Origin of the sequence: Limimaricola variabilis (assembly GCF_034371605.1) — a bacterium.
In the GTDB taxonomy this organism is placed as follows: Bacteria; Pseudomonadota; Alphaproteobacteria; order Rhodobacterales; family Rhodobacteraceae; genus Limimaricola; species Limimaricola variabilis.
The window spans coordinates 3,127,968-3,149,915 of sequence record NZ_CP139691.1 but is presented as its reverse complement, the minus strand read 5'-3'; the positions used below and the strand labels follow the sequence as shown (position 1 = coordinate 3,149,915).

General features: G+C 67.7%; 20 protein-coding genes. 12 read left to right on the top strand and 8 right to left on the bottom strand.

Going from position 1 to position 21,948, the window contains the following annotated elements:
- Positions 1-5 precede the first annotated feature (5 nt).
- Entirely contained in the window at positions 6-929 is a 924-nt protein-coding gene (gene oppB / locus T8T21_RS15670) for an oligopeptide ABC transporter permease OppB (protein ID WP_322336274.1), read from the bottom strand.
- 87 nt (positions 930-1,016) lie between these two features.
- Positions 1,017-2,657, bottom strand: a complete 1,641-nt coding sequence (locus tag T8T21_RS15665) for a peptide ABC transporter substrate-binding protein (RefSeq protein WP_322336273.1) — start codon at positions 2,655-2,657, stop codon at positions 1,017-1,019.
- A gap of 377 nt (positions 2,658-3,034) precedes the next feature.
- Between T8T21_RS15665 and T8T21_RS15660 the strand changes: the two genes are divergently transcribed.
- The 7 genes from T8T21_RS15660 to T8T21_RS15630 all read left to right on the top strand — a co-directional run bounded on the left by T8T21_RS15660 (position 3,035) and on the right by T8T21_RS15630 (position 10,612).
- A complete protein-coding gene (locus tag T8T21_RS15660) occupies positions 3,035-3,619 on the top strand; it encodes a hemerythrin domain-containing protein (RefSeq protein WP_322336272.1) in 585 nt (194 codons plus the stop codon).
- Positions 3,616-4,500, top strand: coding sequence for a LysR family transcriptional regulator (locus T8T21_RS15655; RefSeq protein WP_322336271.1), 885 nt, complete (start codon positions 3,616-3,618; stop codon positions 4,498-4,500). Before T8T21_RS15660 ends, T8T21_RS15655 begins: the two co-directional genes overlap by 4 nt.
- 93 nt (positions 4,501-4,593) lie before the next feature.
- A complete protein-coding gene (locus T8T21_RS15650) occupies positions 4,594-5,073 on the top strand; it encodes a formate dehydrogenase subunit gamma (protein ID WP_322336270.1) in 480 nt (159 codons plus the stop codon).
- 5 nt (positions 5,074-5,078) lie between these two features.
- Positions 5,079-6,611 carry a formate dehydrogenase beta subunit gene (locus T8T21_RS15645; protein WP_322337507.1) on the top strand — a complete coding sequence of 511 codons (1,533 nt, stop codon included), beginning with the start codon at positions 5,079-5,081 and terminating at the stop codon, positions 6,609-6,611.
- The gene (gene fdhF / locus T8T21_RS15640; RefSeq protein WP_322336269.1) at positions 6,608-9,559 is read left to right on the top strand and encodes a formate dehydrogenase subunit alpha; all 2,952 of its coding nucleotides are present in this window, start codon (positions 6,608-6,610) and stop codon (positions 9,557-9,559) included. Before T8T21_RS15645 ends, fdhF begins: the two co-directional genes overlap by 4 nt.
- On the top strand, positions 9,556-10,362 hold the full coding sequence (gene fdhD, locus T8T21_RS15635) for a formate dehydrogenase accessory sulfurtransferase FdhD (protein ID WP_322336268.1): 807 nt from the start codon (positions 9,556-9,558) through the stop codon (positions 10,360-10,362). The genes fdhF and fdhD overlap by 4 nt, the downstream gene beginning before the upstream one ends.
- On the top strand, positions 10,352-10,612 hold the full coding sequence (locus T8T21_RS15630) for a formate dehydrogenase subunit delta (protein ID WP_322336267.1): 261 nt from the start codon (positions 10,352-10,354) through the stop codon (positions 10,610-10,612). The genes fdhD and T8T21_RS15630 overlap by 11 nt, the downstream gene beginning before the upstream one ends.
- 130 nt (positions 10,613-10,742) lie before the next feature.
- On the opposite strand, the gene T8T21_RS15625 is transcribed toward T8T21_RS15630, so the two are convergent.
- A complete protein-coding gene (locus T8T21_RS15625) occupies positions 10,743-10,976 on the bottom strand; it encodes a hypothetical protein (protein WP_183470877.1) in 234 nt (77 codons plus the stop codon).
- A 154-nt stretch (positions 10,977-11,130) separates the two neighbouring features.
- Between T8T21_RS15625 and T8T21_RS15620 the strand changes: the two genes are divergently transcribed.
- On the top strand, positions 11,131-11,910 hold the full coding sequence (locus T8T21_RS15620) for a M48 family metallopeptidase (protein ID WP_322336266.1): 780 nt from the start codon (positions 11,131-11,133) through the stop codon (positions 11,908-11,910).
- 18 nt (positions 11,911-11,928) lie between these two features.
- Here the strand turns inward: T8T21_RS15620 and trhA are convergent, their stop codons facing one another.
- Positions 11,929-12,585 (bottom strand): PAQR family membrane homeostasis protein TrhA, encoded by a 657-nt coding sequence (gene trhA / locus T8T21_RS15615; RefSeq protein WP_322336265.1) that lies wholly within the window; start codon positions 12,583-12,585, stop codon positions 11,929-11,931.
- Between the two features lie 128 nt (positions 12,586-12,713).
- On the opposite strand from trhA, the gene T8T21_RS15610 reads away from it, so the two are divergent.
- Positions 12,714-13,073, top strand: a complete 360-nt coding sequence (locus tag T8T21_RS15610) for a diacylglycerol kinase (RefSeq protein WP_183470881.1) — start codon at positions 12,714-12,716, stop codon at positions 13,071-13,073.
- Here T8T21_RS15610 and T8T21_RS15605 read toward each other — a convergent pair.
- The 4 genes from T8T21_RS15605 to T8T21_RS15590 all read right to left on the bottom strand — a co-directional run bounded on the left by T8T21_RS15605 (position 13,070) and on the right by T8T21_RS15590 (position 17,105).
- Positions 13,070-13,354 (bottom strand): cyclase, encoded by a 285-nt coding sequence (locus T8T21_RS15605; RefSeq protein WP_183470883.1) that lies wholly within the window; start codon positions 13,352-13,354, stop codon positions 13,070-13,072. The genes T8T21_RS15610 and T8T21_RS15605 overlap by 4 nt on opposite strands.
- Before the next feature lie 140 nt (positions 13,355-13,494).
- Entirely contained in the window at positions 13,495-15,270 is a 1,776-nt protein-coding gene (gene aspS, locus T8T21_RS15600) for an aspartate--tRNA ligase (protein ID WP_322336264.1), read from the bottom strand.
- Between the two features lie 71 nt (positions 15,271-15,341).
- Entirely contained in the window at positions 15,342-15,947 is a 606-nt protein-coding gene (locus T8T21_RS15595) for an aminotransferase class IV (RefSeq protein WP_322336263.1), read from the bottom strand.
- 45 nt (positions 15,948-15,992) lie between these two features.
- Complete coding sequence (locus tag T8T21_RS15590; protein ID WP_322337506.1) at positions 15,993-17,105, bottom strand: aminodeoxychorismate synthase component I; 1,113 nt, start codon at positions 17,103-17,105, stop codon at positions 15,993-15,995.
- 178 nt (positions 17,106-17,283) lie between these two features.
- Between T8T21_RS15590 and carB the strand changes: the two genes are divergently transcribed.
- From carB to T8T21_RS15575, 3 genes are all read left to right on the top strand, one after another.
- Positions 17,284-20,613 (top strand): carbamoyl-phosphate synthase large subunit, encoded by a 3,330-nt coding sequence (carB, locus tag T8T21_RS15585; protein ID WP_183470889.1) that lies wholly within the window; start codon positions 17,284-17,286, stop codon positions 20,611-20,613.
- A gap of 63 nt (positions 20,614-20,676) precedes the next feature.
- Entirely contained in the window at positions 20,677-21,261 is a 585-nt protein-coding gene (locus T8T21_RS15580) for an HPF/RaiA family ribosome-associated protein (RefSeq protein ID WP_183470891.1), read from the top strand.
- 101 nt (positions 21,262-21,362) lie between these two features.
- Positions 21,363-21,947, top strand: coding sequence for a thymidine kinase (locus T8T21_RS15575; protein WP_322336262.1), 585 nt, complete (start codon positions 21,363-21,365; stop codon positions 21,945-21,947).
- The last annotated feature ends 1 nt before the right edge of the window (position 21,948 follow it).

Below are 21,948 nucleotides of genomic sequence, written 5' to 3'. Positions count from 1 at the left end.
CCTCCTCAATAACGGATCTTCGGGTCGATCCAGGCGTAGAGCAGGTCGACCACGAGGTTGAACAGCACCGTCAGCACGCCGACCAGGATGGTGATCCCCATGATCACCGAGTAGTCGCGGTTGAAGGCGGAGTTGACGAAGAACTGCCCGATCCCACCGGTCGAGAAGAACACGTCGATGATCACCGAGCCGGTGATCATGCCGACGAAGGCGGGCCCGAGATAGGACAGCACCGGCAGCATCGTCGGCTTGAGCGCGTGGCGCAGGATGATGCGGCTGGTCGGCAGCCCCTTGGCGCGGGCCGTCCGGATGAAGCCGGCGTTCAGCACCTCGAGCATCGAGGAGCGCGTGATCCGCGCGATCGAGGCCATGTAGGAGGTCGACAGCGCGATCACCGGCAGGATCACGTACTCGATCTGCCCGCCCTGCCAGCCGCCGCCCGGCAGCCAGCCGAGCCAGAGCGTGAAGACCAGCACCAGGATCGGCGCCATGACGAAGTTCGGCAGCACCTGCGCGCCGATCGAGATGCCGACGGCGAGGTAGTCGAGCCAGGAATTGTGCCGGATCGCCGCGGCGGTGCCGAGCGAGACGCCGACCACCAGCGCCACGATAAAGCTCCAGAACCCGTAGGTGAGCGTCACCGGGAAACCCTGCGCGATCACGTCGTTGACGGTGCGGTCGCGGTACTGGAAGGAGGGCCCGAAGTCGAAATGCACGACGACGTTCCAGACATAGTCGAACATCTGCTTCCAGTAAGGCTGATCAAGACCGTAGCGGGCCTCGATGTTGGCCATGACCTGCGCGGGCAGCGGGCGCTCGGAATTGAACGGGCCGCCGGGGGCGGCATACATCAGCGCGAAGGAGATCACGATCAGCAGAAGCAGGGTCGGGATCGCGACCGCGACGCGCCTGAGGACATAATTCAGCATGGGGGATGATACCTCGGTTCCGCCTCGGGCGGAAATGGGTCGCGCCCCCCGCGAAGGCGGGAGGCGCGATGATCAATCAGGCCGGGATTACTCCGCGGCGACGCGGTAGAGGTCCTTGGCGTACCAGTTGTCCTGCGCGTTCTCGAGCGGGTAGCCCTTGATGGCGTCGTCCATCATGAACACCGTCGCGTAGTGGTAGATCGGCAGGATCGGGAACTCCTCGGTCAGGATCTCCTCGGCCTGGGTGTAGAGCGGCAGCGGATCCTCGGCGGTCTTCGCCTCGGCCAGCAGCCCGTCATAATCGGCATTGTTGAAGCCGGAGTCGTTGTAGGACGAACCCGAGTCCATGATGTCGAGGAAGGACGACGCCTCGTTGTAGTCGGCGCACCAGCCGGCACGGGCGATCTCGTAGTTCTTGTTGTGACGCTCCTCGAGGAAGGTCTGCCACTCCATGTTGGCCATCGAGATCTCGACGCCCAGCGTCTGCTTCCACATCTGGCCGATCGCGGTGGCCACCTGCTTGTGCGACTCGGAGGTGTTGTAGAGCAGGTCGAAGGAGAGCGGCTCGCCATCCTTGCCGTAACCGGCCTCGGCCAGCAGTTCCTGCGCCTTGGCGTTGCGCTCCTGCTGGGTCATCTGCGCCGCCTCGACGGCGGGCACTTCGAAGCCAGCGGTGGCCCAATGGGTCAGGGTGTAGGCCGGTTTCTGGCCGCCTGCGATGACGTTGTCGACGACCACGTCACGATCGATGGCGAGGTAGAGCGCCTCGCGCACCTTCGGATCCTTGAGCGCCTCGGGACCGGAGTCGGAGACGTTCAGATTGTAGTAGTAGGTGCACAGGTTCGGCACCGAGATCGCCTGCGCGGGATACTCTTCCGCCAGACGCGGGAACTGGCCCGCGGGCACGTCGGTCTGGTCGAACTCGCCGGCGAGATAGCGGGTCAGCGCCTGGTTCTCGTCGTTGATGATGAGCGCCTTCACCTCTTCGATGATGACGTTCTCGGCATCCCAGTACTCGGGGTTCTTCTTGAGCGTGATATATTCCTGCGGGACGCGGTCCTCGAGCACGTAGGCGCCGTTCGACACCATGTTGCCGGGCTGGGTCCAGGCGTCACCATGCTCTTCGATCACCGACTGCGGCACCGGGAAGGTGGTGGTGTGGGTCACCATCTGCGGGAAGTAGGGCAGCGGCTGCGACAGTGTCACCTCGAGGGTGTGGTCGTCCACGGCCTTCACGCCGAGCTCGGAGGGCTCCTTGTCGCCGGCGATCACCTCGTCGACATTGGCGATCTTCATCAGGCCCATGTACCACTGGTACTCGGAGGCGGTCGCCGGGTCGGCGGCGCGCTGCCAGGAGTAGACGAAGTCCTTCGCGGTCACCGGCTCGCCGTTCGACCACTTGGCGTCGTCGCGCAGGGTGAAGGTGTAGGTCATGCCGTCCTCGGAGACCTCGTAGCCGGTGGCCACGCCCGGCACCACTTCGCCCTTCTCGTCCTGGTTCATCAGGCCTTCGAACAGGTTGCGGCCGATCGCCGAGCCCTCGACATCCTCGATGAGGTTGGGGTCGATCGACGGGAATTCATCGAGCACGCGATAGGTGAAGGTCTGGTCTGCGGCGAGCTTCTCCCCGGTCTCGGGGTGCTCCATCATCGCGTGGCTCTCGGCATGGGCGGCGCCGGCAATGGCGATCAGCGCCGCACCGGCGAGATGGCGGGTCTTCAAGGTCATGAGGTCATCCCTGTGTCTGAGGCGCGAGAGCTTCGCGCCGGATGGACGTCCGCCCTTTGCGGGCGTGGTTGTGGCACGATCCTTTTGCGACATGCCGCGCAATGCAAGACTTATCGGCGATTGACCAAGCGACATGGCAGGCGCCGGATTTCCGCCGCGTCAGGCAAGCATCTCGACGGATTGTTGATTTTCCGCCCCTTGCGGCGGCAGTTGATTGCCGGGGCGCGCCCGTTCCAGCAAGATCGCATCACTCCGGCGGGATCTCGCTCCGCAAAACGTGACGACACGCCCTGCGAAGTTCGCCGCAAAGATGTCGGACGCCCCCTCCCCCCGGCCTGCATGAAAGCATAGGTTCGGGCCCGAAGGAGGCCTTGGCCATGCCCGACGATACCCCCGATTCCACCCTCGCCCTCGGTCGGCGCGAGGGCCTGCCGGACGCCCTGCGTGTACTGCTCGACGACTATCCGCGCGCCGGCTGGGAGGGGGATCCCGGCTTCGACGGGCTGGTACGGTTCTGGCTGTCGAAGCACCTCGCGTTCCGCGAAATGCTGGCGATCCTCGCCCGCGAGACCGAGGCCGCTGCCGACGGCGCCGATCCGGCCCGTTTCGCGGCCGTGCTGTCCCAGCTGGGCGGGCGGCTCGTCGGCGACCTGCACGGGCATCACGGCATCGAGGATGCGCATTACTTTCCGCGCCTCGCGCGGATGGAGCCCCGGCTCGAGGCCGGCTTCGCCCTGCTCGACGGCGACCACCACGCGCTGGACGGCCATCTGGAGCGCTTCGTCGATGCGGCCAACGGGCTGATCGGTCAGGCGTCCGCCCCGGCTCGAATGCGCGGCGAGGCGGCAGGCTTCGCCGAACGGCTGTCCGGCTTCGAGGGCTTTCTCGACCGCCACCTCGTCGACGAGGAGGAACTGGTGGTGCCCGTCCTGCTTCGCCATGGCACGGGGGCGCTGGGATGATCGACCGGCTGGAGATGTTCCTCGCGCTGGCCAAGGCCAGGCATTTCGGCCGCGCCGCGGAGGCGATGGGCGTGACGCAACCGACGCTCTCGGCCGCGATCCGCCAGCTGGAGGACCAGCTGGGGGTGATGCTGGTGCGGCGCGGCTCGCGCTTTCAGGGGCTGACGCCCGAGGGCGAGCGGGTGCTCGACTGGGCCCGACGGATTTCCGGCGACGTGCGCGGCATGAAGGAAGAGCTGCGCGCCGCGCGCGAGGGGCTCACCGGGGTGCTGCGGCTGGCCGTCATCCCCACGGCGCTTGGCGCGGTGGCCCAGCTCACCGGACGTTTTGCCGTGGCGCATCCGGCGCTGCGCTTCTCCGTGCGTTCGGCCACCACCACCCAGCTTCTCGCCGCGATCGAGGATCACGAGGCCGATGCCGGGATAGGCTATCTCGACAACGAACCGCTGGGTCGTGTCGTCACCGTCCCGCTCTATACCGAGCGCTACGTCGCCGTGATGCGGCGCGACGCGCCGCTCGCCGAGCGGTCGCGGCTGCGCTGGGCCGATCTCGCCGGGGCGGATCTGTGCCTGCTGACGCCCGACATGCAGAACCGCCGGATCATCGCGGGCCACCTCGCCGCCGCCGGTGTCGCTGCGGAGCCGAGGATCGAGACCAACTCGACCATCGTGCTGATTTCCCACGTGCTGAACTCGGGCTGGATCACCATCCTGCCCGAACGGGCGGCGGCGATCTTCCTGCAGGGTCAGCCATTGGTGGCGCGGCCGCTTGGCGCGCCGGATGCGGCACATGAGATCGGGCTGATCGCCCCGTGGCGCGAGCCGCACACACCGCTCTTGGCGGCCCTGCTGGCCGAGGCGAAGCGCTTCGACCGGGATTGATAGGATCTCTCTATCGCGGCACGGAATAGCGATATTGATCCGGGGCGTGAGCATGCAGTTGTATGCGCGGACGACTCGAGGAGGAGCCAGCCGATGCCGACACCGCCAGCCCCCGTCGATCTGGAGGCGCGCCTTGGGGCGATCCTCGCGGATCACGCGACCTTCGAAGGGCCGCTTCTGCCGATCCTGCACGCGGTGCAGGCCGAATGGGGCTACGTGCCGCAGGAAGCGCTGCCGATCATCGCCGAGGGGCTGAACATCAGCCGCGCCGAGGTGCATGGCGTGGTCAGCTTCTACCACGACTTCCGCGAGGAGCCGGCGGGCCGCCACATGGTCAAGATCTGCCGTGCCGAGGCCTGCCAGGCTCGTGGCGGTCACGGCGTCGAGGCCGCGGCCAAGGCCCGGCTCGGCGTCGACTGGCACGGCACCACCTCCGATGGCGGCGTGACGCTGGAGCCGGTCTACTGCCTCGGTCTTTGCGCCACCGGCCCCGCCGCGATGATCGACGGCCGCGTCGTGGCGCGCGTCGACGAGAAGCGGCTTGAGACCCTGCTGTCGGAGGTCGGCGCATGAGCAAGCTGAAGATCTACGTCCCCCGCGACGCCGCCGCGCTCGCGGTCGATGCCGAAAAGGTGGCTGAGGCGGTTCTCGCCGAAGCGAAGATCCGCGAGATCGAGGTCGAGCTCATCCGCAACGGCTCGCGCGGGATGCTCTGGCTGGAGCCGATGGTCGAGGTTGAGAAGGACGGCGTCCGCCATGCCTTCGGCCCGGTGACGCCGCATGACGTTGAGGCACTGTTCGACGCCGATTGGGGCAAGCATGCGTTGGCCCTCGGTCCGACCGAGGAGATCGACTGGATGAAGCGGCAGACCCGCCTCACCTTTGCCCGCGTCGGCGTCATCGATCCGCTCTCGCTCGACGCCTACGAGGCGCATGGCGGCCTCGAGGGTCTGCGCCGGGCGCTCGGCATGACCGGTGCCGAGATGATCGACGAGATGAAGGAATCGGGCCTGCGCGGTCGCGGCGGCGCCGGTTTCCCGACCGGCATCAAGTGGGACACGGTACGGCTTGCCCCCGCCTCGCAGAAATACATCGTCGCCAATGCCGACGAGGGCGATTCCGGCACCTTCGCCGACCGCATGCTGATGGAGGGCGACCCTTTCAGCCTGATCGAGGGCATGGCGATCGCAGGCATCTGCGTCGGCGCGACCAAGGGTTACATCTACCTGCGCTCGGAATATCCCGAGGCGATCCACACCATGAACGAGGCGATCCGCATCGCCCGCGCGCGCGGCGTGCTCGGCGCGTCGGTGCTCGGCTCCGACTTCGCCTATGACATGGAAGTCCGCGTCGGCGCGGGCGCCTATGTCTGCGGCGAGGAGACCTCGCTCCTCAACAGCCTCGAGGGCAAGCGCGGCGTCGTGCGTGCCAAGCCGCCCCTCCCGGCGATCGAGGGCTTCCTCGGCAAGCCGACCGTGGTCAACAACATCATCTCGCTCGGCACCGTGCCGGTGATCTTCGAGAAGGGCGCGGCGCATTACCGCGACTTCGGTCTGGGACGCTCGCGCGGCACCATCCCGATTCAGATCGCGGGCAACGTGAAGTTCGGCGGCCTGTTCGAGACCGCCTTCGGCACGAGCTTGGGCGCGCTGGTCGACGAGATCGGCGGCGGCACGGCAACGGGCCGCCCGGTCAAGGCGGTGCAGGTCGGCGGTCCGCTGGGTGCCTATTTCCCCCGCTCCAAGTTCGACACGCCCTTCGGCTACGAGGAGTTCGACGGCCAGGGCGGCCTGATCGGCCATGCGGGCGTGGTGGTGTTCGACGACACCGCCGACATGCTCGGCATGGCGCGCTTTGCCATGGAGTTCTGCGCGGTCGAAAGCTGCGGCAAGTGCACGCCCTGCCGGATCGGCGCGGTGCGCGGCGTCGAGACGGTCGACCGGATCGCGCGCGGCGACGCCTCGGCGATCCCGCTGCTGACGGATCTTTGTGATACCATGAAGGACGGCTCGCTCTGCGCGCTCGGGGGCTTCACCCCCTACCCCGTGATGTCGGCGCTCACGCATTTTCCCGACGATTTCCATGCCAACGCCAAGGAGGCTGCGGAATGAAGGACTTTCTGATCCCCTTCGACGGACCGGGCGGCACTGGGCTGCACGACGACCGCGACATGGGCACGCCCGCCTCGACCTCCACCAGCATGGTGACGTTGAGTATCGACGGCTTCGAGGTGACGGTGCCCGAGGGCACGAGCGTGATGCGCGCCTCGGCCGAGCTCGGCATCGAGGTGCCGAAGCTCTGCGCCTCGGACAACATGGCCGCCTTCGGCTCCTGCCGGCTTTGCGTGGTCGAGATCGAGGGCCGTCGCGGCACCCCCGCCTCCTGCACCACCCCGGTGGCCGAGGGCATGGTGGTCCACACCCAGACCTCCAAGATCAAGAAGCTCCGCAAGGGGGTGATGGAGCTCTACATCTCCGACCACCCGCTCGACTGCCTGACCTGCGGCGCCAACGGCGATTGCGAGCTTCAGGACATGGCGGGGGCCGTGGGCCTGCGCGACGTGCGCTACACCCCCGGCGACAACCACTACGATCCCTCGGGCACCGGTGCGCGCTCCCAGGCAGAGGCGCGGCTGCGCCAGCCGGTGGGCATCAACAACCCGCAGTTCATCCCCAAGGATGACAGCAACCCCTACTTCACCTACGACCCCTCCAAATGCATCGTCTGCTCGCGCTGCGTGCGGGCCTGCGAGGAGGTTCAGGGCACCTTCGCGCTGACCATCGAGGGCCGTGGCTTCGACAGCCGGGTTTCGGCAGGCACCAAGCTCGACGACTTCATGACCTCGGACTGCGTGTCCTGCGGCGCCTGCGTGCAGGCCTGCCCGACCGCGACGCTGCAGGAGAAGTCGGTGATCGAGATCGGCACGCCCGACCGCGCCGTCGTCACCACCTGCGCCTATTGCGGCGTCGGCTGTTCGTTCAAGGCCGAGATGCGCGGCGACGAGCTTGTGCGCATGACCCCCTACAAGCACGGCAAGGCCAACCGCGGTCATAGCTGCGTCAAGGGCCGCTTCGCCTATGGCTATGCCGCGCACAAGGATCGCATCCTCAACCCGATGATCCGCGACAGCATCGACCAGCCCTGGAAAGAGGTGTCCTGGGACGAGGCCATCGGCTTTGCCGCTTCGAAGATGCGCGGCATTCAGGAGCAGTACGGCAAGAAGTCGATCGGCGTGATCACCTCGTCGCGCTGCACCAACGAGGAGACCTACCTCGTCCAGAAGATGGCCCGCGCCGTCTTCGGCAACAATAATACCGATACCTGTGCCCGCGTCTGCCATTCGCCCACCGGCTACGGCCTCGGCCAGACCTATGGCACCTCGGCAGGCACGCAGGACTTCGACTCGGTCGAGGATACCGATATCGTCATGGTGATCGGCGCCAACCCGACCGACGGCCATCCGGTCTTTGCCAGCCGTCTCAAGAAACGGCTGCGCGAGGGCGCGAAGCTGATCGTCGTCGACCCGCGCCGGATCGACCTCGTCAAGTCGCCGCATGTCGAAGCCGCGCATCACCTCGCGCTGCGACCGGGTACCAACGTCGCGATCGTTACCGCCATGGCGCATGTGATCGTGACCGAAGGCCTCTACGACGAGGAGTTCATCCGCACCCGCTGCGACTGGGAGGAATTCCAGGACTACGTCGAGTTCGTGGCAGAGGATCGCCACGCGCCAGAGGCGGTCGAGATGCTGACCGGCGTCCCGGCCGAGGAGCTGCGCAAGGCTGCCCGTCTCTATGCGACGGGGGGCAACGGCGCGATCTATTACGGTCTCGGCGTGACCGAGCACAGCCAAGGTTCGACCACCGTCATCGGCATCGCCAACCTCGCCATGCTGACCGGCAATATCGGTCGTCGCGGCGTCGGCGTGAACCCGCTCCGCGGCCAGAACAACGTGCAGGGCTCCTGCGACATGGGGAGCTTCCCGCACGAGCTTCCGGGCTACCGGCACGTCTCGGGCTCGGAGGTCCGCGAGGTGTTCGAAAGCCTGTGGAACGTCAAGCTCGACAGCGAGCCGGGCCTGCGCATCCCCAACATGCTGGATGCCGCCGTCGACGGCACCTTCAAGGGCCTCTACTGCCAAGGCGAGGACATCCTGCAGTCCGACCCCGACACCAAGCACGTGGCGGCGGGCCTGGCGGCGATGGAATGCGTGATCGTGCAGGACCTGTTCCTGAACGAGACCGCGAACTACGCGCATGTCTTTCTGCCCGGCTCGACCTTCCTCGAGAAGGATGGCACCTTTACCAACGCCGAGCGCCGCATCAACCGCGTGCGCAAGGTCATGGCCCCGAAGAACGGCTATGCCGACTGGGAGGTCACGCAGTTGCTGGCGAACGCGATGGGCGGCGGGTGGACTTATACCCACCCCGCGCAGATCATGGCCGAGATCGCGACGACGACGCCGAGCTTCGCCAATGTCAGCTACGAACTGCTGGAGGAGAAGGGCTCGGTGCAGTGGCCCTGCAACGACGCTTCGCCCGAGGGCACGCCGCTCATGCATATCGACGGCTTCGTGCGCGGTCGCGGGCGGTTCATCCGCACCGAATACGTGGCGACCGACGAGAAGACCGGCCCGCGCTTCCCGCTGCTGCTCACCACCGGACGGATCCTGTCGCAGTACAACGTGGGCGCGCAGACGCGCCGCACCGAGAACTCGCGCTGGCATGAAGAGGACGTGCTGGAGATCCACCCGCACGACGCCGAGACCCGTGGCGTGCGCGATGGCGACTATGTCCGCCTCGCCTCGCGTTCGGGCGAGACCAGCCTGCGGGCGCTGATCACCGACCGGGTCAGCCCCGGCGTGGTCTACACCACCTTCCACCACCCGACGACGCAGGCCAACGTCATCACCACCGACTTCTCGGACTGGGCGACCAACTGCCCGGAATACAAGGTGACGGCGGTGCAGGTGAGCCCGTCGAACGGGCCCTCCGAGTGGCAGCAGGACTACGACGCGCAGGCCGAGCAATCGCGCCGCATCCTGCCGGCGGCGGAATGAGCGAGGGGCTGCATCCCTACAAACGGGTTGCGGCCCATGACACGGGGGCGGCCTCCGCCCTCGTGTCGCTGCCCGAGGAGACCCCCGTGGCGGTGGTCTACAACGGCTCGACCCAGGCGGTGATGATGACCACCCCCGCCGATATCGAGGATTTCGCGCGCGGCTTCACGATCACCGAGGGCTTCGCCGCGGCGAGCGAGATCGGCGATGTCGAGATCGTCCGGCAGCCCGTGGGCATCGAGGCCCGGATCTGGCTGCCCGAGGAGAAGCAGGCTGCGCTCGACGCGCGCCGCCGCGCGCAGGTCGGTCCCGTCGGCTGCGGGCTGTGTGGCATCGACAGCCTCGCGCAGGCCGCGCGCGAGGTGCCACGCGTCCCCGCCTCCGGCCTCGTCTTGGCTCCCTCCGAGATCGGCGAGGCGCTCGACGCGCTGCGGGCGCTGCAGCCGCTGCATGACGAAACCCGCGCCGTTCACGCAGCGGGCTTCTACGTGCCGGGCCAGGGGATCGTGCTGGCCCGCGAGGATGTCGGGCGACACAACGCGCTCGACAAGCTGGCGGGTGCCATGGCCGCCGCCGGCACGAATCCGGCTTCGGGCGCGGTGGTGCTGACCTCGCGCCTGTCGCTCGAAATGGTGCAGAAGACCGCGATGATCGGCGCGCCGGTCATGCTCTCGGTCTCGCAACCCACGGCCACCGCCGTCGCCCTGGCCGAAACGGCGGGCATCGCGCTGGTCACCCGCAACCGCCACGGCACCCGCATCTTTACCCATCACGCCCGCATAGGGAGCGCCCATGTCCTCTAGAACCACCGGCGAAAAGCTCGTCTACATGGCGAACCAGATCGCCACCTTCTTCGAAAGCCAGGCCGAGGGCACCCGTGCCGAGCGGGTGGCCGAGCATCTGCGCAGCTTTTGGGAGCCACGGATGCGCGACAAGCTCTTCGCGATGATGGACAATGGCGAGGCCGATGGCCTGACCCCTCTCGCCCGCCGCGGCGCGGAGATCTGGCGCGAGTTCGGCAAGGCCGTCCCCGCCCATTCCGAGGAAGAGTGATCCCTCTCCCTCGAACCATTTCTGACCTTGCGCCGTCAAAACGGGAGCCCCGGCAAAGCACGGGGCCTCTTGCGCGGCGTGGGTCGCAGGTCCGGCGCAGCCGTTAGAACGGCTCGGCGGCGAGCCCGCCTCAGCCCTTCTTGGCGCGGTAGATCCCTTCGGGCAGGTGCAGCGCCGCGCCCAGCTCGCGCGCCTGATGCAGCGACAGGGTGATCCGCACCACCGCATCCCGTCGGGGATCGTATTGCTCTACCGTCACGCAATCCTCGAAGGCGCAGACGGTGACGTCTTCCTGGAGGTTGACCCCACCTTCGTCGACGAGGGTGACCACTGTGGCGTCGAAATCATGCTCGATGGTAAACATGGGTTCAGCCTAGGCCTGCCTGGGACATCGCGCAAGCGCGCCCGGCGGCGGCATGCCGATCGCGTGAGCGGCGCCCTGCCGGGGCTGGCCGCGCCGGGGGGCGACAGCTAGGATCGGGCCCAAGTGCTTCACGACCAAGCGGAACCTCGCCTCGATGCTGTCACGCCTCTCTCCCCTCGCCCTCGTCGCGGCCCTCGGGCTGTCGGCATGTGCCCCGCCGGTGGTCGTCGCCACCGGTCCGCAGCGGACCACCACCGTCACCGGCCCCGCCCTGCCCCGCTCGACCCCCGCGGAGGTCACGATCTCCAAAGGGCCTGGCCCGATCTCCAACCCCGAAGCCGCGCGCTCGGCTGCGCGCAACTTCGTGCAGGTGGTCGAACGGCTCGAGCCGGTGGCCGAGCAGGTCTGCCGCGCCAACGCGCCCAACCTCGACTGCGATTTCCGGATCGTGGTCGATGACCGGCCCGGCCAGCCGGCCAACGCCTTCCAGACCCGCGACGCGCGCGGACGGCCGCTCTTGGCCTTCACGGTGGCGCTGCTGGGCGAGGTGCAGAACGCGGACGAGCTGGCCTTCGTGCTGAGCCACGAGGCGGCGCATCACATCGCCGGCCATCTCGACCGGCAAAGCCGCAACGCGACAATCGGCGCCACCGTATTCGGACAGCTCGCCGGCGGCCTCGCGGGCGGCAATGAGGGGCTGGTACGCACCGCGCAGCAGATCGGCGCGGGCGTCGGTGCGCGCAGCTATTCCAAGGATTTCGAGCTGGAAGCCGACGCGCTCGGCGCGACTATCGCCCAGCGGGCGGGCTACGACGCGGTCAAGGGCGCCCAGTTCTTCCTGCGAATTCCCGATCCGGGCGACCGACTGCTGGGCACCCACCCGCCGAACTCCCAGCGCATGGAGATCGTCCGGCGCACCGTCGCCGGGCTCTGAGCGACCCGCTCGGGGTGCTCAGCCGAGCACCCCGAGCGCGATCGCAGCGAAGAAGCAGCCCGAGGCGACCAGCACGAAGCCGTGCCAGATCGCGTTGGAGAATTTCAGCGTCTCCCACAGGAAGAACACCACCCCAGCCGAGTAGAGCAGCCCGCCGATCACCACCAGCGCGGTCGAGGCCACCGGCAGCGTCGCCGCGATCGACCAGACTAGGGCAAGGCTGAGCCAGCCCATGAGGAGGTAGAGCACGGTGCCGAGACGCCCCGGGCTTTGCCAGAAGAACAGCTTGGCCACCGCGCCGCCCAGCGCCAAGGTCCAAACCAGCGCCAGCACGCCATAGGCGAAGGCCGAGCCGATCAGCACCACGAGCGGCGTGTAGGTCCCCGCGATCTTGAGATAGATCGCCGCGTGGTCGATCCGGCGCAGTATCGGGCGCATCCCGGTCCACGGCGTCATGTGATAGAAGGCCGAGGCCGTGAAGGTGGCGATCAGCGCACCGCCATAGACGGCGACAGCGACGATCCGGTCGGCCCGCGCCTCGACCGCCAGCGTCGCGAAGACGATCAAGAGAACCGCCCCCGTCAATGCGAAGCCCACGCCAAGGGCGTGGATCACGCCATCGGCGATCCGCTCGGAACGGGCATAGGCGGGATAGTCTTGATGTTTCGGTGTCATGGCCGTCGATCTAGCGCATCGGTACGCCGGCGAAAGGGGGATCTTCGGTGTTGTGACCAACCGATGTCGTGTGACTTGGCTTCCCCCACGTCGCGCGCCATCTTTGGTGAAACGATCGGGACGGGAAGATGCGCGAACATTACGAACGGCTGCGGATGCGCGCGGTCTGGTCCTGGCAGGGTCTGCGCCACATCTGGACCACCGAGGGCAGCCTGCACCAGTGGATGTGGGCCAACATCGTCTCGGCGCTGCTCGCCTTCGTGCTGCCGATCTCGGCGGGCGAGCGCGGCATGCTGCTGATGGGCGGGGTGATGGTGCTGGCCTTCGAATGCCTCAACACCGCAATCGAGCGCGTGGTCGACGATGTCGGCGAGGAGCGGCGCGCGCTCGCCAAGCAGGCCAAGGATTCGGGATCGGCGGCCGTTGCCGTGGCAGGAACCGCCGTCGGGCTGGCCTGGCTGTGCGTGCTCGGCGGGCTGGTGTTCTAGCGTCGGGACGCGATGGTGATGTCGGGTGCCTCGGTGACGCCCGCCGCGCCCATCGCCTCCTTGAGTTCCGGCATCGACAGGAAGTCCTGCGCGTCCGACAGGCTGGCGAAGCGATGCAGCACGGTCACCCGGGTCTCGTCGTCGGGATCGACGAAGACCTCGGCCCCGGTGACGCCGTGGCGGCGCCGCTGCGGTTCGAAGTCGTCGTAGCCCCGACGCCAGGTGGCGTAGTCGGCCACGGTGTGGCGGATCACCACCAGCACCTCGCCCAGATCACTCATGAAACACTCCTCCCGCGGACCGACCCGCCTCTGCTTACGCTAGGTAAGACGGCTCCGCCGTGTCAAGCAGTCGGGCGCTGCATGCATAAGGCCGCCCTCCTCGCGGAAGGCGGCCTGAACGCGCGCGCGGAGGCTATGCCTCAGCTCTCGGGCGGCAGCACCCGCAGCCGCAGCTCGCGCAGCTGCTCGTTGCTGGGCTCGGAAGGCGCGTTCATCATCAGATCCTCGGCCCGCTGGTTCATCGGGAAGAGGATGACCTCGCGGATGTTGGCCTCGTCGGCCAGCAGCATCACCACCCGGTCGATCCCGGCCGCGCAGCCGCCATGCGGCGGGGCGCCGTACTGGAACGCGTTGACCATGCCGCCGAAGCGCTTCTTCACCTCGTCTTCGCCATAGCCGGCCAGCTCGAACGCCTTGAACATGATCTCCGGCTTGTGGTTCCGGATCGCGCCCGAGATCAGCTCGTAGCCGTTGCAGGCGAGGTCGTACTGATAGCCCAGCACTTGAAGCGGATCGCCCTGCAGCGCCTCCATGCCGCCCTGCGGCATCGAGAACGGGTTGTGGGAGAAGTCGATCCGGCCCTCGTCGTCCTTCTCGTACATCGGGAAATCGACGATCCAGGCAAAGGCGAAGCGGTCGGTCTCGGTCAGACCCAACTCCTCGCCGATCACCACGCGGGCCTTGCCTGCGACGCGCTCGAAGGCCTCGGGCTTGCCGCCCAAGAAGAAGGCCGCGTCACCGACGCCAAGTCCCAGTTGCTGACGGATCGCCTCGGTGCGCTCGGGCCCGATGTTCTTGGCGAGCGGGCCGGCGGCTTCCATGCCGCCCTCGGCCTCGCGCCAGAAGATGTAGCCCATGCCCGGAAGACCTTCCTTCTGGGCGAAGGCGTTCATCCGGTCGCAGAACTTGCGCGAGCCGCCCTTGGGCGCGGGGATGGCGCGGATCTGGGTGCCGTCCTGCTCCAGCAGCTTGGCGAAGATCGCGAAGCCCGAGCCTTTGAAATGCTCGGACACGTCCTGCATCTTGATCGGGTTGCGCAGGTCCGGCTTGTCGGTGCCGTACCACAGCGCCGCGTCCTTGTAGGAGACCAGCGGCCATTCGCTGTCGACCTTCCGGCCGCCGCCGAACTCTTCGAAGATGCCCTGCATCACCGGCTGGATCGTGTCGAACACGTCCTGCTGCTCGACGAAGCTCATCTCCATGTCGAGCTGGTAGAAATCGGTGGGCGAGCGGTCGGCGCGCGGGTCTTCGTCGCGGAAGCAGGGCGCGATCTGGAAATACTTGTCGAAGCCCGACACCATCAGCAGCTGCTTGAACTGCTGCGGTGCCTGCGGCAGCGCGTAGAACTTGCCCGGGTGCAGGCGCGACGGCACGAGGAAGTCGCGCGCGCCCTCGGGGGAGGAGGCGGTGATGATCGGCGTCTGGTACTCGCGGAAGTTCTGGTCCCACATCCGCTGGCGGATCGAGCGCACCACGTCCGAGCGCAGCGTCATGTTCGCCTGCATCGCCTCGCGGCGCAGGTCGAGATAGCGGTACTTGAGACGGGTTTCCTCGGGGTATTCCTGGTCGCCGAAGACCTGCAGCGGCAGCTCCTTGGAGGCGCCGAGCACCTCGACGCCGCGCACGAAGACCTCGATCTCGCCGGTCGGCAGCTTGGGGTTCACCAGCTCGGGCGCGCGCGCCTTCACCTCGCCGTCGATGCGGATGCACCATTCCGAGCGCAGCTTCTCGACCTCGGAGAAGGCCGCGCTGTCGGGATCGCACAGCACCTGCGTCACACCGTAATGGTCGCGCAGGTCGATGAACAGGATGCCGCCGTGATCGCGGATCCGATGCACCCAGCCCGACAGCCGGACGGTATCGCCGACATTGTCACGGGTCAGGGCGGCGCAGGTATGGGTGCGGTAGGCGTGCATTCTTGGTCCCTTTCGGCGGGTGTCGCGCCGATACACCGGGTTGGGACCTCGATGTCAAGCGAGCCGGGGGGTCAGGTCGCGACCAGCTTCGCCGGGATCGCCCCCCGGAGCGCGTTGCCCATCTCGAAGCGCCTGCCCTCGATATCCTCGGGGCGCAGCACCGCCTCGCGCCAGCCCTGCCCCAGCCGCTCGGCGCGCAGCACCCCCGGCAATAGCCCGCAGGAGAGCGCAGGTGTCCTTCCGTCGACGAAGAGGTTGGTGATGGTGCCCTCGCAGACTTCCCCCCTCACGTTCAGGAACAGCCACTCGTCCACCCCGTCCGGCAGGGCCGCCCGCGCCGCGTCGTAGAGCGCACGCCGCGTGGTCTTGCGGTAGAGCCACGGATCCGACGGGTCGAGCCGTTCGGGATGGATCGCCACGCGCCACTCGGGCGGGTTCGGCCCCAGCGGCGCGGTGGTCAGCTCAAACCCGCCCGCATGATCGAGCGTGAGGCGGCAACGCAGCGGCGCCTCCGGTGCGATGTCGAACAGTGCCGCCGCCCGCGCCCGGCCGAAGGGGTAGCCCAGCGCCAGCGCCGTTCCCGCCATCCGGTCGAGATGCGCCTCGCGCCGGTGCGCGCCCACGCCTGGATGGGCGCCCAACGTCTCTATGATCTTGGGCAGGGTTTCGGACGGCATCGCGACTCCTTGCCTGTCTGGGAATATGGTGCGGCCGGCCAGCGTTCAGGGCAACAGGCGTGCGAAACGTGTCTTCCACAACGCCTCGTCCCATTCCGAGGCCGCCTCGCTGTCCCAGACGATGCCGCCTCCGGCGTTGAGCGTGGCGCGGCCCGCCTCGACCGTCAGCGTCCGGATCGCGACGTTGAACGAGGCGCGGCCATCCGGCGCCGCCCAGCCGATCGCGCCGCAATAGGCGTCGCGCGGCCAGGGCTCCAGTTCGCGGATGATCTCCATCGCCCTGAGCTTCGGCGCGCCGGTGATCGAACCGCAGGGAAACAGCGCGGCGAGGATCGCCCCCAGCCCCGTGCCGGGACGCAGCCGCGCGGTGACGTGGCTCACCATCTGGTGGACCGTGGCATAGGTCTCGATCTCGAACAGCTTGGGCACGGCGACCGAGCCCGGCACCGCGACCCGGCTCAGATCGTTCCGGAGCAGGTCGACGATCATCAGGTTCTCGGCCCGGTTCTTTTCATCCGAGGCGAGGAAGGCGCGATGCGCCGCGTCCTCGGCCTCGGTCGCGCCGCGCGGACGCGTGCCCTTCATCGGCCGGGTCTCGATTCCCCCTGCCCCGTCGGTGGCGAAGAACAGCTCGGGCGAGCGCGAGATCAGCGCGGGCCCGCCCTCCTGTTCGACCAGCGCGCCATGCGCGACCCGCTGGCCCCGCGCCAGCGCGGCGAACAAAGCCTCGGGGCTCCCCGAACACTCGGCGTCGAGCGGGAATGTCAGGTTCGCCTGGTAGATGTCGCCCGCCGCGATGTAGCCGCGCACCCGCTCCAGCGCCCGGGCGTGGTCGGCAGCCTGCCAGCGCGGCTTGACCGGGCCCAGCGTGGCGGGGCCCTGCTCGGGCGTCCACGTGTCTGGGCCATCGGGATAGACGCCGAAGCGCAGCAGCGGCAGGCGACGCCCCTCCGGCATCAGCGGCAGCAGGCGACGTTCGAAGGCGTAGCCCAGCTCGTAGCTGGCATATCCCGCCAGCCACGCCCCCTCGGCCCGCACTGCCTCGAGCGCGAGCAGCGCCGGCACCACCCCCTCGGGCCGCCAGGCCTCGATCAGGCGGCGCGGCCGGGAAAAGATCGCGCCCTGCCCGTCGGGACCGCTGTCGAAGCCTATCCGCATGCTGTTCCACATCCTTTCGCACCGTTTCGATACATCGCGCGGGCCGCGCGCGACAGGGGGCGGACGATTGCTTTCCCTCGGGGGACCATGGGGCCTTGCGTCGAGGCCGCCCATGTCTATAACCGCGACGATTTGCGCGCCCGCCTCCCCCGGGCGCCTTCAAAAGCGCGAGGGTCCCATGCCGAAGAGAACCGATATCAACTCGATCATGATCATCGGCGCGGGGCCGATCGTCATCGGCCAGGCCTGCGAGTTCGACTACTCCGGCGCCCAGGCCTGCAAGGCGCTGCGCGAAGAGGGTTACCGGGTCATCCTGGTCAACTCCAACCCGGCGACGATCATGACCGATCCCGGCCTCGCCGACGCTACCTATATCGAGCCGATCACCCCAGAAGTCGTCGCCAAGATCATCGAGAAGGAGCGCCCCGACGCGCTGCTGCCCACCATGGGCGGTCAGACCGGCCTGAACACCTCGCTCGCCCTCGCCGACATGGGCGTGCTCGAGAAGTTCGGCGTCGAGATGATCGGTGCGCGGCGCGAAGCCATCGAGATGGCCGAGGACCGCAAGCTGTTCCGCGAGGCGATGGACCGGATCGGGCTGGAAAACCCCAAGGCCACCATCGTCACCGCGCCGAAGCTGCCCAACGGCAAGCGCGACCTCAACGCCGGCGTCAGCAGCGCCATCGAGGCGCTGGAGGAGATCGGCCTGCCGGCGATCATCCGCCCCGCCTTCACCCTCGGCGGCACCGGGGGCGGCGTGGCCTATAACCGCGCCGAGTACGAGCATTATTGCCGCACCGGCATGGACGCTTCGCCCGTGGGCCAGATCCTCGTCGACGAGAGCCTGCTGGGCTGGAAGGAATACGAGATGGAAGTCGTGCGCGACCGCGCCGACAACGCCATCATCGTCTGCTCGATCGAGAACGTCGACCCGATGGGCGTGCATACCGGCGATTCGATCACCGTCGCCCCGGCGCTCACCCTCACCGACCGCGAGTACCAGCACATGCGCAACGGCTCGATCGCCGTGCTGCGCGAGATCGGCGTCGAGACCGGCGGCTCCAACGTGCAATGGGCGGTGAACCCCGCCGATGGCCGCATGGTCGTGATCGAGATGAACCCGCGCGTCTCGCGCTCCTCGGCGCTGGCCTCCAAGGCCACCGGCTTCCCGATCGCTAAGATCGCGGCCAAGCTCGCCGTGGGCTACACGCTCGACGAGCTCGACAACGACATCACCAAGGTGACCCCGGCGAGCTTCGAGCCGACCATCGACTACGTCGTCACCAAGATCCCCCGCTTCGCCTTCGAGAAGTTCCCCGGCTCCGAGCCGCATCTGACCACCGCGATGAAGTCGGTGGGCGAGGCCATGGCGATCGGGCGGACCTTCCACGAATCGATGCAGAAGGCGCTGGCCTCGATGGAGACCGGGCTGACCGGCTTCGACGAGATCGAGATCGCCGGCGCACCCGACAAGGCGGCGATCACCAAGGCGCTGTCCAAGACCACCCCCGACCGGATCCGGGTCATCGCCCAGGCGATGCGCGAGGGGCTGTCGAACGACGAGATCCAGGCCGTGACCAAGTTCGACCCGTGGTTCCTGGCGCGCATCCGCGAGATCGTCGAGACCGAGAACGAGATCCGCAAGGACGGCCTCCCCACCACCGAGGAAGGCCTGCGCCATCTCAAGATGATGGGCTTCACCGATGCCCGCCTCGCCGCGCTCACCGGGCGTGACGAGGACAATGTCCGCCGCGCCCGCCGCAATCTCGGCGTCACCGCGGTGTTCAAACGGATCGACACCTGCGCGGCCGAGTTCGAGGCCCAGACGCCCTACATGTACTCGACCTACGAATCCCCCGTCATGGGCGAGGTCGAGGACGAGGCGCGCCCCTCGGATCGCAAGAAGGTGGTGATCCTCGGCGGCGGCCCGAACCGGATCGGCCAGGGCATCGAGTTCGACTATTGCTGCTGCCACGCCTGCTTTGCGTTGTCGGATGCCGGCTACGAGACCATCATGGTCAACTGCAACCCCGAGACCGTCTCCACCGATTACGACACCTCGGACCGGCTCTACTTCGAGCCGCTCACCTTCGAGCATGTGATGGAGATCCTGCGGGTCGAGCAGGAGAAGGGCACGCTGCATGGCGTGATCGTGCAGTTCGGCGGCCAGACTCCGCTCAAGCTCGCCAACGCGCTGCATGACGAGGGCATCCCGATCCTCGGCACCACCCCCGACGCGATCGACCTCGCCGAGGACCGCGAGCGGTTCCAGGACCTGGTGAACCGTCTGGGCCTCAAGCAGCCGGTCAACGGCATCGCCTCGACCGACCAGCAGGCCATCGACATCGCCGACAGCATCGGCTTCCCGCTGGTGATCCGTCCCTCCTACGTGCTGGGCGGCCGCGCCATGGAGATCGTCCGCGACATGGACCATCTCAAGCGCTACATCCGCAACGCCGTCGTCGTCTCGGGCGACAGCCCGGTGCTGCTCGACAGCTACCTGTCGGGCGCGACCGAAGTGGACGTCGATGCGCTCTGCGACGGCGAACAGGTCCACGTCGCCGGCATCATGCAGCACATCGAGGAGGCTGGCGTGCATTCGGGCGACAGCGCCTGCTGCCTGCCGCCGCATTCGCTGAGCGAGGAGATCCAGGCCGAGATCCGGCGCCAGACCGAAGCGCTGGCCAAGGCGCTGGGCGTGGTCGGCCTGATGAACGTACAGTTCGCGGTCAAGGATGACGAGGTCTACCTGATCGAGGTCAACCCGCGCGCCTCGCGCACCGTGCCCTTCGTCGCCAAGGCGACCGACAGCGCCATCGCCTCGATCGCCGCGCGGCTGATGGCAGGCGAGAAGCTCTCGGCCTTCCCGTTCCGTCCGGCCTACGAGAACGTCGATTACGACAGCGACCTGCCCTATGCCGACCCGATGACGCTGGCGGACCCGAACATGCCGTGGTTCTCGGTCAAGGAGGCGGTGCTGCCCTTCGCCCGCTTCCCGGGCGTCGACACCATCCTCGGGCCGGAGATGCGCTCCACCGGCGAGGTGATGGGCTGGGACCGCAGCTTCGCGCTGGCCTTCCTCAAGGCGCAGATGGGCGCGGGCACCGACCTGCCGCGCGAGGGCCGCGTCTTCCTGTCGATCCGCGACGCCGACAAGACCCCGGCCATGGCCGAGGCGGCGCGCACGGTGATCGGCCTCGGCCTGACCATCCTCGCCACCCGCGGCACGCTGGCCTGGCTCAAGGAGAACGGGATCGAGGCGGAGCTGGTGAACAAGCTCTACGAGGGCGGGCTCACCATCGTCGACCGGCTCAAGGACGGCCATGTCGCGCTGGTGATGAACACCACCGAGGGCGCGCAGGCGATCGAGGATAGCCGCGACATCCGCTCGGCGGCGCTGCATGCCAAGATCCCCTACTTCACCACCGCCGCCGCCGCGCAGGCGGCCGCGCAGGCCATGCAGGCCCGCGCCGAGGGCGAGGTTGGCGTGCGGTCGCTGCAGGCCTGACGTCAACCGGAACGGCCCACTGGTCCATGCGTTTCTCCCGCACCAAGCAGAAGGGAGAGACGCATGGACACCCCCCTCGAGATCGCCTTCCACAACATGGACAGCTCCGACGGGCTCGAAGCCCGGATCCGCGAGCGTGCGGCCAAGCTGGAGCGTTTTCACAACCACATCACCAGCTGCCACGTCGTGGTCGAAGTGCCCAACCGTAGTCAGGCGGGCGCCAAGGGCTATCACGTGCGCGTCGAATGCCGCGTGCCGGGCAAGGAGCTGGTGGTCAGCCACGACCCGGGTAAGGGCGACAAGCACGACCCCTATCTCGCGGTGCGTGACGCCTTCTACGCGATGGAGCGTCAGCTCGAACACGCGGCCCAGAAGGTGCAGGGCGAGGTGAAGTCTCATGAGGGCCCGCCGCAGGGCCGGGTGCGTCAGCTCTTTACCGAATACGGCTTCATCGAAACGCTCGATGGCCGCGACATCTGGTTCCACAAGGCGAGCGTCGCCGAGGACGGCTTCGAGAAGCTCGAGGAGAACACCCCGGTGGAGCTGTCGATCGTCGATGACGGCCCCAACGGCATGGGGCCGCAGGCGACGAGCGTGCGGCCGATCGGCCGGATGCAGCTGCAGGGTGACGTGCCCTCCAACATCTGAGCAACGATCTCCACAGCGGATCGGCGAAACTTCCCGAAAAGCTGATTTGTCGCCGGGCGGCGCGTTGTCAGGACGCGCCGCCCTTTGTATGTGACCGGCCCATGGCCAAGCTCTATTTCAACTACTCGACCATGAACGCCGGCAAGTCGACGGTGCTGCTGCAGGCAGCGCACAACTATGCCGAGCGCGGGATGCAGACCTACCTGCTCACCGCGCGCTTCGACAACCGCTCCGGCGAGGGCTTCATCAAGAGCCGGATCGGCATCGGGTCGAAGGCCGATACATTCGATGCGGGCGACGACCTGTTCGAGAAGATCCGCACCCGGCTCGAGAGCCCCTGCGCCTGCGTCTTCGTCGACGAGGCCCAATTCCTGTCACCCGAGCAGGTCTGGCAGATCGCCCGCGCGGTGGACGATCTGGGCGTGCCGGTGATGTGTTACGGGCTGCGGGTGGATTTCCTCGGCCATCTCTTCCCCGGCTCTGCGACGTTGCTGGCGCTGGCCGACGAGATGCGCGAGGTGCGCACGATCTGCCATTGCGGGCGCAAGGCGACGATGGTGGTGCGCAAGGATGCCGAGGGCCGCGTGGCGATGGCGGGCGATCAGGTCGAGATCGGCGGCAACGACCGCTACGTCTCGCTGTGCCGGCGGCACTTCCGCGAGGCGATCGGCGACCGCCCCACGTAAG